Annotated in this window: 10 protein-coding genes; 5 read left to right on the top strand and 5 right to left on the bottom strand. The window is 72.2% G+C overall.

Annotated elements, in window-relative coordinates; translation table 11 throughout:
- Window positions 1-194: 194 nt before the first annotated feature.
- The gene (locus ABFX54_RS50615; RefSeq protein WP_346114382.1) at window positions 195-1,172 is read right to left on the bottom strand and encodes a M23 family metallopeptidase; all 978 of its coding nucleotides are present in this window, start codon (window positions 1,170-1,172) and stop codon (window positions 195-197) included.
- 232 nt (window positions 1,173-1,404) lie between these two features.
- Here ABFX54_RS50615 and ABFX54_RS50610 point away from each other — a divergent pair, with 232 nt between their 5' ends.
- Entirely contained in the window at window positions 1,405-4,308 is a 2,904-nt protein-coding gene (locus tag ABFX54_RS50610; RefSeq protein ID WP_346114381.1) for an AfsR/SARP family transcriptional regulator, read from the top strand.
- A gap of 205 nt (window positions 4,309-4,513) precedes the next feature.
- On the top strand, window positions 4,514-4,897 hold the full coding sequence (locus tag ABFX54_RS50605) for an STAS domain-containing protein (RefSeq protein ID WP_346114380.1): 384 nt from the start codon (window positions 4,514-4,516) through the stop codon (window positions 4,895-4,897).
- A gap of 131 nt (window positions 4,898-5,028) precedes the next feature.
- On the opposite strand, the gene ABFX54_RS50600 is transcribed toward ABFX54_RS50605, so the two are convergent.
- Entirely contained in the window at window positions 5,029-5,382 is a 354-nt protein-coding gene (locus tag ABFX54_RS50600) for a hypothetical protein (RefSeq protein WP_346114379.1), read from the bottom strand.
- A gap of 408 nt (window positions 5,383-5,790) precedes the next feature.
- Complete coding sequence (locus ABFX54_RS50595; protein WP_346114378.1) at window positions 5,791-6,801, bottom strand: LacI family DNA-binding transcriptional regulator; 1,011 nt, start codon at window positions 6,799-6,801, stop codon at window positions 5,791-5,793.
- Window positions 6,802-6,921: 120 nt separating this feature from the next.
- On the opposite strand from ABFX54_RS50595, the gene ABFX54_RS50590 reads away from it, so the two are divergent.
- Window positions 6,922-7,875, top strand: a complete 954-nt coding sequence (locus tag ABFX54_RS50590) for a DUF3500 domain-containing protein (RefSeq protein WP_346114377.1) — start codon at window positions 6,922-6,924, stop codon at window positions 7,873-7,875.
- Here the strand turns inward: ABFX54_RS50590 and ABFX54_RS50585 are convergent.
- Window positions 7,857-8,714 (bottom strand): DUF817 domain-containing protein, encoded by an 858-nt coding sequence (locus tag ABFX54_RS50585; RefSeq protein ID WP_346114376.1) that lies wholly within the window; start codon window positions 8,712-8,714, stop codon window positions 7,857-7,859. The genes ABFX54_RS50590 and ABFX54_RS50585 overlap by 19 nt on opposite strands.
- A gap of 197 nt (window positions 8,715-8,911) precedes the next feature.
- Between ABFX54_RS50585 and ABFX54_RS50580 the strand changes: the two genes are divergently transcribed.
- A complete protein-coding gene (locus ABFX54_RS50580; RefSeq protein WP_346114375.1) occupies window positions 8,912-9,520 on the top strand; it encodes a dihydrofolate reductase family protein in 609 nt (202 codons plus the stop codon).
- A gap of 64 nt (window positions 9,521-9,584) precedes the next feature.
- Window positions 9,585-9,887: a DUF3817 domain-containing protein gene (locus ABFX54_RS50575; protein WP_346114374.1), complete on the top strand. Its 303-nt coding sequence runs from the start codon at window positions 9,585-9,587 to the stop codon at window positions 9,885-9,887.
- 28 nt (window positions 9,888-9,915) lie between these two features.
- Here ABFX54_RS50575 and ABFX54_RS50570 read toward each other — a convergent pair.
- The coding region (locus ABFX54_RS50570; protein WP_346114373.1) for a serine/threonine-protein kinase at window positions 9,916-12,127 on the bottom strand (2,212 nt) is incomplete at its 5' end.

Here is a 12,127-nt window from a genome sequence, read left to right as displayed (position 1 = left end):
GATCGAAACGCGCCGGCGCGCCCCCCGCGCCGGCGCGTTTCGATCCGACGCGCCGCGCCCGGGCGCGGAGTACGCGCGGGCGCGGCACGCTCTCAGTCGCGGTGCGGTGTCAGTCGCCGTGCGGTGTCAGTCGCGGCGCGGTGTCGGTCTCAGCGCGGTGTCGGTCGCGGTGCGGTGTCGGTCGCGGTGCGGTGTCAGTCGCAGTGCTCGAACGCGCTGGTGTAGGTGCTCGACCCGGCCTTGCCGCCCCACTTGACGCACGTGCCGGACGCGGAGGCCCGCACCGGGCCCGCGTAGTAGCCGAAGTTACCGCTGTCGGTGACGCGGCTCTTGCCCTTGACCTCCAGGAACGCGCTGGTCGCGGTGTTCTTGCCGAGCGAGGTCTTCTTGATCGTGGCCACGCAGTTGTTGCCGTTGCCCGCGTTGTAGAGCAGGTAGGCGGTGCCGGCCGAGCCGAGGGCGGCGGAGTCGATCACCTTGTAGCCGCTGCCGCACACGGACGCCGCGGTGTGCGGGTTGGTGCTGCCACCACCGCCGCAGCTGTTCTTCGAGGTCAGCGTCTGGTTCGGGTAGCCGAACGTGACGCCGTTGAAGACGGCCTTGCGGACGTTGGCCGGGTAGCTGGCGCCGTTGCGGATCTCGAAGTGCAGGTGCGGGCTGATGTTGTTGCCCGGCTTGCTGGTGTTGCCGACCGTGCCGAGCTTCTGGCCCTGGCGGACCTGGGTGCCGGCGCTGACGGAGCGCGCGTTCAGGTGCGCGTAGTACGACGTCCAGCCGCCCCCGTGGTCGAGTTTGACCAGGTTGCCGTAGCCGTTCGTGGAGCCCTGGTGGGCGGAGATGACCACGGTGCCGGCCGCGGCGGCCACGACGGTGTCGCCGAGGTCGGCGTTGGCGGTGCCGCCGCGGTTGAAGTCGATCTCGTACGAGCGGTGCGCGCTGCTGCCGCTGGAGTTGCCGGTCCAGCTCTGGCCGCAGGGGAAGGGCAGCTGGAAGCTGGGCGCGGCCAGGGTGGAGACGTCGGGCACGTCCACCTGGTCCGGTGGGTTGTTCTGGTCCTGCCCCGGGCCCGTGGTCGGCGTCCCGGTCGGGGCCGCGCTCGGCGTGGGAGCGGGCGTGGGGGCGGCGGAGGCGGCCTGTCCGGCCATGAGCCCGCACGTTAGGACGAACCCCACCGTAAGCACCCTGCTGGCTCTCATAAGGATCCTTTCCGTACGGCTCCGGGGGCGAGGCCGGCCCGGAGCCGAGCATGATCAAATGGATCTCAGGACGTGCGCTTGCTGGGGGTCAAGATTGCGAGTACGGCATACAGAGAACATCCAAAATCGGTATAAAGACGAAGCCAGCCCGAACGAACAACCCGGCAATGGTTGCAATACCTCCAGCTGAGGAGTAGGTGCGGTCATAGTGGTTGATCAGCCAACATTCGCGGTCCTGGGCCCGTTACAGGTCAGGGCCGCGGACCAGAGCGTGCGCATCGCGGGCACCAAGCCGCGGCTGCTGCTCGCCACGCTGCTGCTCGACGCGAACCAGGTGGTCGCCTCCGACGCCCTGATCGAAGTGCTGTGGACCGGCAACCCGCCCTCGTCCGCCACGGCCAACCTGCGCACGTACGTCAGCTCCTTACGCGGCGTCCTCGGCGCGGTGGAGGCGCGCATCGCCGCCCATCCGTCCGGTTACGCCATCGAGGTGGAGGCGGAGCGGCTGGACCTGCTGCTGTTCGAGGACCTGGTGGCCAGGGCGCGGGCGAGCGCGCGTACCGAGGAGGCGGCCGCCCGGCTGCGCCGGGCGCTCGCGCTGTGGCGCGGTACCCCGCTCGGAGACCTGCCCGCCAGCCCCGTGTGGGACGCGCGGCTGCGCTCGCTCACCCAGGCCAGGCTGGCCGCGGCCGAGGAGCTGATCGCGGTCAAGCTCGCCGCCGGCGAGCACACCTCCGCCGTCGAGGACCTGCGCGAGCTGATCGGCGAGCACCCCTACCGCGAGGACCTCTGGCAGCGGCTCATCCTGGCCCTGCACCACACCGGCAGGCGAGCCGAGGCGCTGCACGCCTACACGGCCGTCCGACGGCAGCTCATCGAGGATCTCGGCGTCGAACCCGGCCAGGACCTGCGCGAGGCGCACGCCCTCGTCCTGGCCGGAGAGCGCGTCCTGGCCGGAGAGTCCGTGTCCGCCTCCATGCCCGCGCCCGCCTCCGCACCCGTGCCCGCGTCCGTCGTGGGCCCTCCCCCGCCCTACCAGTTGCCGGCCGACATCCCCGACTTCACCGGCCGGGCCGCGGCCGTCGCCGCCCTGACCAGGTCGCTGTCCGCCCAGGAGCTCGCGCCCGAGGGGCCACCGTCGATCGCCATGGTCGTCGGGCCGCCAGGGGTCGGCAAGACCGCGCTGGCCGTGCACTGCGCCCACGCCGTACGCGGCGGCTACCCGGCCGGGCAGCTGCACCTGTGTCTCGGCGGCACCGACGCGACCCCCGCCGACCCAGCGGAGCTGCTGGCCGAGGCGCTGCGCGCGCTGGGCGTCCTCGACGCGGCCCTGCCGCCCACCGTGCACGAACGCTCCGCGCTCTACCGCTCCCTGCTGGCCGAGCGGCCGATGCTCGTCTTCCTCGACGACGCGGCCGACGCCGCCCAGGTCCGCGCCCTGCTGCCCGGCAACGGCTGCGCCGTCCTGGTCACGAGCCGCCGCCGGATCACCGAACTGCCCGGCACGCGGCTGCTGGAGCTGGACGTCCTGCCGCCCGAGGAGGCGGAAGAGCTGCTCGGGCGCATCGTCGGCCCGTCGCGGCTGGCCGCCGAACGGCAGGCCGCCCTGGCCATCCTCGACTCCTGCGGCCACCTGCCCCTGGCCGTCCGGGTGGCCGGCGCCCGCCTGGCCGGCCGTCCCGGCTGGCCGCTCAGCGTGCTCCAGCAGCGCCTGGCCGACGAGTCCAGCAGGCTCGACGAGCTGCGCGCGGGCGACCTGGAGGTACGCGGCTCCTTCGAACGCAGCACCCGCCGCCTGACCAGCGAGGCGGCCACCACCTTCCGCGCGCTCGGCCTGCTCGGCCCCGCCTCCGTGCCGGGCTGGGTGGCCGACGCCGTGCTCGGCCGGCACCGCAGCGAGGCCGTCGTGGACTCCCTCGTGGACGCCAACCTCGTCCGCCTGGACGGCACCGACGCCCTCGGCCAGCCCCGCTACCGGCTGTACGACCTGATGCGCTGCCAGGCCAGGCAGCAGTCCGGCGGCGAGGCGGAGCGGCAGGCGCTCGCCCGCGTGCTCGGCGGCTGGACCAGCGCCACCGGTCACGCCACGGCCCGTCTGCCCACCACCCTGTTCAGCCTGACCCCCGATGAGCCCGCCCCCTGGAGCCTGCCGGACGAGACCCTGGCCCGGCTGACCTCCGACCCGCTGTCGTGGTTCGAGGCCGAGCGCCAGTCGCTGGTGGAGGCCGTGCAACTGGCCGCAGGGACCGGGCTGGCCACCTCCGCGTGGGGGCTGGCCGCCGCCCTCGTCCCCTACTTCGACCTGCACTGCCGCTTCGAGGAGTGGCAGCTCACGCACCGGCTGGCGCTCGACAGCGCCCGCGCGGCCGGCGACCGCCGCGGCGAGGCCGCCATGCTCCGCGGTCTCGGCCAGGTCTGCCTCTACCAGGACCGCTACGCCGAGGCCTGCGACATGCTCAAGCGCGCCCGGACGATCTTCCGCGAGCTGGGGGACGTACGCGGCGAGGCGATCTCGATCTGCGGGCTGGGCGCGGCCAGCCAGTTCTCCGGCGAGCATCTGCGGGCGCTCGGGTCCTTCCGGCACGCCCTGGCCATGTTCCTGGCCGTCGGCGACCGCAGCGGCGAGGCGTACGCGCGGCAGGCGATCGGGCGTATCTACCTGTCGCTGCAGGACCTGCGCCAGGCGTCCAGGTGGCTGTCCGAGGCGCTGCGGCTGGCCAGGGAGCTCGGCGACGCCCACCGCGAGGGCTGCGTCTCGATGCACCTGGGCCGGCTGCACGACCTGAAGGCCGACGCCGACGAGGCGATGCGCTGCCAGGGGCGGGCCCTGGACATCTTCGAGACGCTCGGCGACCGGCACTGCGGGGCGTACGCGATGCAGAGTCTGGGCGGCCTCCAGGTGGCCAGGGGCGAGCGGTCGGACGGCTCCGACCGCCTGCGGGCGTCGCTGGCGGTCTTCCAGCAGCTCGGCGACCGCAGCGGGGAGGCGGCCTCGTTCCAGACGCTCGGCGAGCTGTACCGCTCGGCCGGGCGGACGGCGCTGGCATCCAACTACCTGCACCGGGCCGTCGAGCTGCGCCAGGAGCTGCGCGAGGGCGCCGGTCTGCGATGACGGCGCCCGGGGTCGCGTACGGCGCAGGCGCGAAGGCGGCGTGCGGTGCCGGTGGGCGGTGGCGCCTGCCGGGGGGCCACCGGAAGCCGACGGGAGGTTACGTCAGGGTCGTCCTCACGGCTCTGTACGCTGCCCCTCCGTCTCGCTACCGTAGGGATCGACAGCGGCCGGTCAGGCCGCTTCCGGCTCCTCATCTCAGGGGAGGGTGCACGTGCGGGAATTGACGTTCGCCACACAGAGACTGCCCGGGGTGAGCGTGATCTCCGTCGCGGGTGAGATCGACGCCATCACCGCCGGTCAGCTCGACCGCTACCTTCAGGCGAGCCGGCGCGCGCCGCACGAACATCTGGTCATCGATCTCAGCGACGCGCAGTTGCTGGGCAGCGCCGGTCTCCGGGTCCTGCTCAACACGCACGCCTTCGCCCGCCAGCACGGCGGCAGCCTGCGGCTGGCCGCGCCGCATCCCAAGCTGGCCAGCATGATGCGGATCACCTGCGCGCACACGGTGCTGAGCGTCCACGACTCGGTCGAGCAGGCCGTCCTGGCCGCGCTGCAGTCCGGCGAGCCCGCCGCCGCCGCGCAGGTGTGAGCGGCTGCGGGTCCCGTCCGGACACGTCCGGACACGTCCGGGGACACGCCAGACCCGCCGTCCCGGGGCGGATGTCATCCCGGTCCGGCGGGTCAGCGCACTGGCGTGGCAGCGAGCGTCCCTGACGGAGGTCAGTCCAGCTCTTCCGGCCACCACCAGTTACCGTCGTCCCACTTGTCCGGCTTGACCTCGTCCTTGACCGGCTCTTCCTTGACCGGCTTGACCGTCTTCACCGGAGTCGGCTTGACCACGTCGTGATGACGCTCGAAGTGGTGCCTCGGGTTGCGGTTGCGCGAGTGGTTGCGGTTGTCGACGATGACGTCGATCCGCGGCGGGCGGTAGTGCGGGTTGCGCAGGATCGGCTTCTCCCGCGGGACGTACCTCGGCTTGTAGACGGGCTTGCTCGGCGCCGGCGGACCTCCGGCCTGGACGGTGGAGAAGCCGGCGTTCGCGCTGGCCACCCCCATGCCCAGAGGCAGAAGCATGGCGGTGGCGGCCGCACCGGTCAGAGCTAGCGCCGCGAACAGCCCATGGCGCGGCGCGCGCGATTGCGGAATTCTAGTATTCACGTGCTCTCGTTTCCGTTCATGGATATTTCGGCCAGAAGCCGGCGTCCGCTTCATTAGCGGGCGCCCAGACGGAAGCAGACGTACCCATGCAGATGTTCTCAGTTACCTCCTTAAACCCAAACAACCCGTCAAAGCCCACAGACCCCATTCGTTGCGAGCGTCCCGTCGCGCCACGAACCGCCACTCTTGTCGCCCAGCGCATCGCCACTCGGGCGGGCCGGTCGTGCGCGTCCCCAGACCGGTGAGGCCGGGTCAGACCGGATCAGGCCGCGTCGTCGGGCCGGGTCGAGAGGCCGGGTCGAGAGGCCGGGTCGCGAAGCCGGGTCAGCCGCCGGTCGACTCGCGGGCGACCAGGGAGAACGGGCTGACGAACTCGCGCGGCGCCTGCCTGGCCCTGCCCTTCTCCGCCATCCGCTTGACCAGGAACCCGACGGCCGTGCCGGCCATGAGCGCGTGGTCGGGGTCGATCGACGACAGCGACGGCACGCTGTAGGCCCCTTCGGCGATGTTGTCGAAGCCGATGACCTTGACGTCGTGCGGCACCCGCAGCCCGCTGTCGGCCAGGCCGCGCAGCGCGCCGATCGCGACCGTGTCGGTCACGCAGAAGACGCCGTCGAACCCGCCCCCCGACCCGGCCAGGCGGCGCGCGGCCGCCGCCCCCTGCTCCATCGTCAGCTGCTCGATGGGGGCCACGAGCCGCGGATCGAACGGGAGGCCCGCCTCGTCGAGCGCCTCGCGATAGCCGTCGTAACGCAGGCTGGAGACGTCGACCTCGCCCCGCTGCGGGCCGTCGATGAGCGCGACGCGACGGCAGCCTCGCTCGACGAGGTGACGGGTCGCGGCCCTGGCGCCCTCGCTGTTGGGCATCGCCACGTGGTCCACGGGCCCGTCGAAGATGCGCTCCCCCAGGATCACCACGGGATGGTCGACCCTCAGCAGGTCGGTGTCGGCCGGGCCGAGCCCTACCGTGCTGAGGATGAGGCCGTCGTAGAGCCGGTTACGGGACAGGGCGAGGGCGGCGAGCTCGCCCTCGCGCGAGGCGCCGGTCTGCTCGATGGCGACCCTGAGGTGGTGTCCTGCCGCCACCTTGATGATCTCGGCGGCGAGCTGGCCGTAGTAGGGGCGGTCGATCTCGGGGACGGCCAGGCCGATCGTCCCGGTGCGTCCGGTGCGCAGGTTGCGGGCCGCGACGTTGACCCGGTAGTCGAGCTCGTCGATGGCCCGCAGCACGCGCTCGCGGGTCTCGCTCTTGACGTGGGGATGGTCGTTGATGACGTGGGAGACGGTCATGGGCGAGACTCCTGCGGCCTTGGCCACGTCCTGTATCGTCACCACGCCAGCATCCTTTCACGCCCCCGGAACCCCGCCCGCCTCAGCGCTGCCGTGCCGTCATTTGCGCGCGAATATCGTCCTATTTTGCAGTAAGTTGCGATTTGTGACATTGCGAGAGCTTTCATGAGTGCCCACGACATCGAGGTGATGCGGCAGGCGGTGCTGCGCTTTCTCGGCTCGCTCGACCCGGAGCGAAAGGCCGCGGCGACGGCCGCGTTCGGCTCGCCCGAGCGTACCGAGTGGTTCTACCTGCCCGGCCCCCGTCCGGGGCTGCCGCTGGTCGAGATGACCTCGGCCCAGGAGGAGCTGGCCCTCGCCCTGCTGGAGATCGGCTGCGGCGCCGGCGGCGCGCGTACGGCCATGGGCGTGATCGAGCTCGAACGCGTCCGCCGCCGCCTGGTGACCGGCGTGGACGAGATCGACGGCGACCGCTACTGGTTCCGGGTGTTCGGCGATCCGGCCGGCCCGGCCCCGTGGATGTGGCGGATCAACGGCCACCACCTCGCCGTGCACATCACGGTCGTCGGCGACGCGATCACGGTGACGCCGAGCTTCCTCGGCGCCGAGCCGGCCATGGTGCTGTCCGGGCCGCAGCGAGGTCTGCGGCTGCTCGCCGAGGAGGAGGAGCTGGGCCGGGCGCTGCTCGCCGGCCTCGCTCCGCACCAGCGTTCGATCGCGATCACCAGCGCGGTCGCTCCCGACGACGTCCTGACCCGCAACGACCCCGCGGCCGACGCCGCCCTCATCCCCTCCGGGCTCCCGTACGCCGACATGTCAGAGTCGTCGCGGGGCATGCTCGAACGGCTCGTCCGCCGCTACTTCGACCGCGCCCCTGGCTGGTACGGCGAGACCTGCTGGCAGGACGCGCTCGACGCCGGGCTCGACAAGGTGACCTTCGCCTGGATGGGTTCTGATCAGCGCGGTCAGGGCCACTACTACTGCGTGGCCGGGCCGACGTTCCTGCTGGAGTACGACAACACGCAGGACGAGGCCAACCACGTCCACTCCGTGTGGCGCGACCTGCGCCACGACTGGGGCGGCGACCTGCTGGCCCGGCACTACGCCGACCACCACTGACCACCGCCTCGGTCAGAAAGGCCGACCCGGCGCAGGGGCAGGGCCCAGCCGCGCGGCAGGCCGGGGGCGGCGGCGGGCAGGTGCAGCCGCCCCCGGGCCGCCTGCCAGGAGGCGACGATCACGAACGTGACGCTGACCAGCAGCGCCCACGCCCCGAACTTGGCCGGATGCACCAGTTGCCAGGTCTCCCGCTGGTACGGGTACTGCCAGGCGCCGAGGTAGGTGGCCAGGTTCTCGGCCACCCACAGGAAGAACCCGATGAGCGTCAGCGACAGCGCCAGCGGCATCTGGTAGCGGTGCGCGCCCACGGTGAAGTGCACCACCGTCCCCCAGGTCACCAGGACGAGCAGGACGGCCAGCGGCAGCCGCAGGTCGATCCACCAGTGCTGGCTGACGAAGTTCACGTAGATCGCCACCGCCACCAGGGTGACCGGCACGGTGCGGTAGGCCACCAGGCGCAGCGAGAAGATCCGCCAGGCCGCGCAGACGTAACTACCGACCGCCGCGTAGAGGAACCCGCTGTAGAGCGGCACCCCGCCGAGCTTGGTGTAGGCCGGCTCCGGGTAGCTCCACGACCCGAGCCGTACCTTGATCAGCTCGAAGGCCAGCCCGACCAGGTGGAACCCGGCGATGACGGCCGTCTCACCGCTGCTCTCCCAGCGCAGCGCGCGCAGGGTCACGGTGACGGCCACGGCGTAGATCAGCAGTGCGTCGTAGCGCGGGACGGGCAGCGGCACGACGGACGAGGCGGCCAGACCGGCGAACATGGCCACCGCGAACACGCACGACCTGGCCTCGGCCCAGGCGAACCGGAACAGCTGCGCGACGAAGAACCTCACGCCCTCATCCGACCATCCGCACCCTGCCGGAGTTGCTCGGGTTTCGGGGAGGTCCTGTGAAGAAACGGAACTCCGGCGCGCGACCGTAGGAAAGCCTGAAGAAATCCGTAAACGGCCTGCGCCATGCTGGAGCCCTGAACCTCGGAGAGACCCTTCACCTCGAAGACCTCTCACCTCACAGACAAGGAACGACGGACATGGCGAGCAGACTGGTGGTCGGCACCTTCGTGACCCTCGACGGCATCATGCAGGCGCCCGGCGGGCCCGGCGAGGATCCCTCCGGCGGCTTCGAGCACGAGGGCTGGCTGCCCCCGCACGTCGACGAGGGGTTCGGCCGCATCATGGGCCCGCTGCTCGACCGCGCGGACGGCATGCTGCTGGGCCGCAGGTCGTACGACATCCTCAGCGCCCACTGGCCGAACGTCCCGGACGAGGAGGGCGGCGCCAAGATCAACGGCATGCCGAAGTACGTCACCACGCGCACGCCGATGACCGCCGCCTGGCGCAACACCGAGGTCCTGGTCGGTGAGGCCGCCGAGACCGTGGCCGACCTCAAGCGCCGCACCGACGGCACGATCCTCGTCCAGGGCAGCAGCGACCTGCTGCGCACCCTGCAGAGCGCCGAGCTGGTCGACGAGTACCACCTGCTGGTCTTCCCCCTCGTCCTCGGGCGGGGCAAGCGGCTGTTCGCGGAGGGGGCCACGCCGGCCGGGCTGAGGCTGACCGGTTCGAGCGCGACGGAGGCCGGCGTCGTCTACGTCACCTACGAGTGGGCGGGCAAGCCGTCCTACGGCACCATCGTCTGAGCCGCCCCACGGCGCGCTCTACAGGCTGTAGAGTAAGCCGGGACATCGGACGGAAGGGTGGATCGTGCTGCGCTGGTTTCGACTCGTGGCGGTGGCCGAGGCGTGCTCGTGGGCGGGGCTGCTGGTCGGGATGTTCTTCAAGCACGTGACGGAGACCGGCGAGCTCGGGGTGAAGGTGTTCGGGCCGATCCACGGGGCGCTGTTCGTGCTGTACGCGGCCGGGGTGCTGCTGGCGGCGCGGGAGGCGGGCTGGAGCCGGGGCACGGTGGTGCTGGGCCTGGCCTGCGCGATTCCGCCGTTCACCTCGGTCTGGTTCGAACGCCGGATGGCGGCGCGCACGGCGGTGGCGGCGACCCCCGCCACCTGACCGGCACGCGACCCTCCCTCGGCGGGTGTCAGAACATCTGGGACAGGGCCACGATGATGGCGATCAGCGTGATCGGGCCCATCACGGCGGTCGAGACCACGATCGCGCTGCGGCCGGGCAGGACGCGGGCGAGCGCTCCGGACGCGGCCCTGCGCACCGGCGCCGCGCCCGGCAGCACGAACAGCCCCAGCGTGAACAGGCCGGCGGCCAGGCTCTCGGCGTGACCGGCGTTCAGTCGTCCGGCCATGTGGAGCAGCCCTCCGGCGGCCAGCCCGAACGCCACCGACAGCAGCAGGTGGCCCACGGTCACGAGCCCGGCCGTGGACAGTGGCGGCCGCTCCTCGGCGAAGTAGTGGTCGGCGGCGCGCAGCGCCAGCGAGAGCGCCGCCGCCCCGAGCCCGCCGGAGACCGGGTTCATCACGGTCAGCGCCATCAGCGTCACGAGCATGAGCACGCCGACGAACCCGCTGCCGTGCAGGAACCGCCGCAGGTCGAACGGCTCCTCGGGAGGCGCGGGCCGGCGCCAGCGCGCGGGCCGTCCGGACTGCTCGGACTGCGCCGACTGCTCGGACCAGTCGGAGTGCAGGGTCGGCGCGGGGACGAGGGAGCGCTCCTCCTGCGGCCTGGCGTAGGTGACCGGTGGCAGCAGGTCGGAGAGGGTGTCCATGGCCTGGGTGCGGTCAGGGCGGCGCGGCGCGCCGCTCGCCGGGTCGAGCGCCCTGGCCGTGCGCAGCAGCTCGCGGGCGTCGGGCCGGGCGGTGGGATCGACCTGGAGCGCGCTGCTCAGCCACCCCCGCAGCCAGGCCGGCGCCTTGTCGATCTGCGAGCGCCCTTCCATGGTGTTGTAGCAGACCGACTCGAACGTCCCCGTGCCGAACGGCGGCAGCCCCGTGGCGGCGAAGAACACCGTCGAGGCCAGCGAGTGCACGTCGGCCGCCTGGGTGACGTGGGAGGCGCGGATGATCTCGGGCGCCAGGTAGCCGGGCGTGCCCACGACCATGCCGGTCGCCGTCAGCCGGACCGCGTCCACCAGGTGCGCGATGCCGAAGTCGATGACCAGCGGCTGGCCGCCGACCAGCATGACGTTGGACGGCTTGAGGTCGCGGTGGATCACCCCGGCCTCGTGGATGTCCACCAGCGCCTGGGCCAGCCCCTGAGCGAGCGTGACGACCTCGTGCGCCGCCAGCGGGCCCTCGGTCAGCACGGTGTCCTCCAGCGTGCGGCCAGGGGCGAACCTGGTCACCACGTAGGGCTTGCCGCCGGCCAGCTCGGCGTCGATCACCTCGGCGACGAAGCGGCTGCGGACCCGCCGCATGGTCTCCACCTCGCGGAACAGGCGGTCGCGCGCCTTCAGGTCGGCCGCGACGTGCGGGTGCAGCACTTTGATCGCGACTTCCCGGCCCGCCGCGTCGAGACCGAGGTGGGCGACCCCCATGCCGCCCTCGCCGATCTTCCGGATCATCCGGTACGGGCCGAGTTGTTCCTGCGTCTGAGCACCCATTCCCGACTTCATCCTCCGTGTTCCCCCGGAACGCCGCGGTCCCGCCTCTCGGGACGGCCCGGACATTCTCCCGTAATGCATCCCCCGAGATGCACAGTAAGCGAAGATCTGCCCGGGTGCGGCGGGCTTGGCGAAGCCGGCCCCACCGAAGGCCCCGCCCGAAGGCCCCGCCCGAAGGGCCCCGTTCAGCCGGCGTAGGGGAAGTTGGCGCGGAAGGTGCCGTGCGGGCTGTGCCGGCGTTCGAGCTAGCGCAGGCGCCGGAGTGCGGCGGCTGCCGGACGGGCGGGCGAACGCGCCGCCCAGGTGGCGCACTTGCACGTTCATCAGCGGGGCGATCGGATCGGCCAGCAGGGTCTTGGCCACCGCGTCGTCCAGCTCGGTGAGCAGTTCGGCGCGCGCGGCGCCCGGGCCGGGCTCGGTGGGCTCCGCGGTGATGGCGCCGAGCTCGGCCACCGTCATGGTCCGCCTGCCGTCGGCGAGGGGGCGGGGCAGCCGGACCAGCGGGGCGAGCAGGTCGCGGGCCGCGTCGTCAGGGCCCAGGTAGGTGGCGTCGACGGCGACGAGGGGGTCGGAGCCGGGGAAGTGCAGCAGGTGCAGCCAGAGGGTCAGCTCGTCGGGGGCGGTCGCGGTGATCCGGCGGTAGGCGTCCATCACGTCCTGGGCGAGCTCGGCCGGCCACATCATCCGGCCGCCGTACAGGTGCGGCGCGGGGTGCGGGGTGAGCTCCAGGGCGGTGACG

Origin of the sequence: Nonomuraea maheshkhaliensis (genome assembly GCF_039529435.1) — a bacterium.
Lineage (GTDB): Bacteria > Actinomycetota > Actinomycetes > Streptosporangiales > Streptosporangiaceae > Nonomuraea > Nonomuraea maheshkhaliensis.
Note: the sequence above shows the minus strand (reverse complement) of the source record. Positions and strands in the feature narration are given on the sequence as shown.

What these genes read in the sequence shown, in the direction of transcription:
- ABFX54_RS50600 (WP_346114379.1), bottom strand. Translation starts at nt 5,382, where the DNA reads ATGCTTCTGCCTCTGGGCATGGGGGTGGCCAGCGCGAACGCCGGCTTC.
- ABFX54_RS50590 (WP_346114377.1), top strand. Translation starts at nt 6,922, where the DNA reads ATGAGTGCCCACGACATCGAGGTGATGCGGCAGGCGGTGCTGCGCTTT.
- ABFX54_RS50580 (WP_346114375.1), top strand. Translation starts at nt 8,912, where the DNA reads ATGGCGAGCAGACTGGTGGTCGGCACCTTCGTGACCCTCGACGGCATC.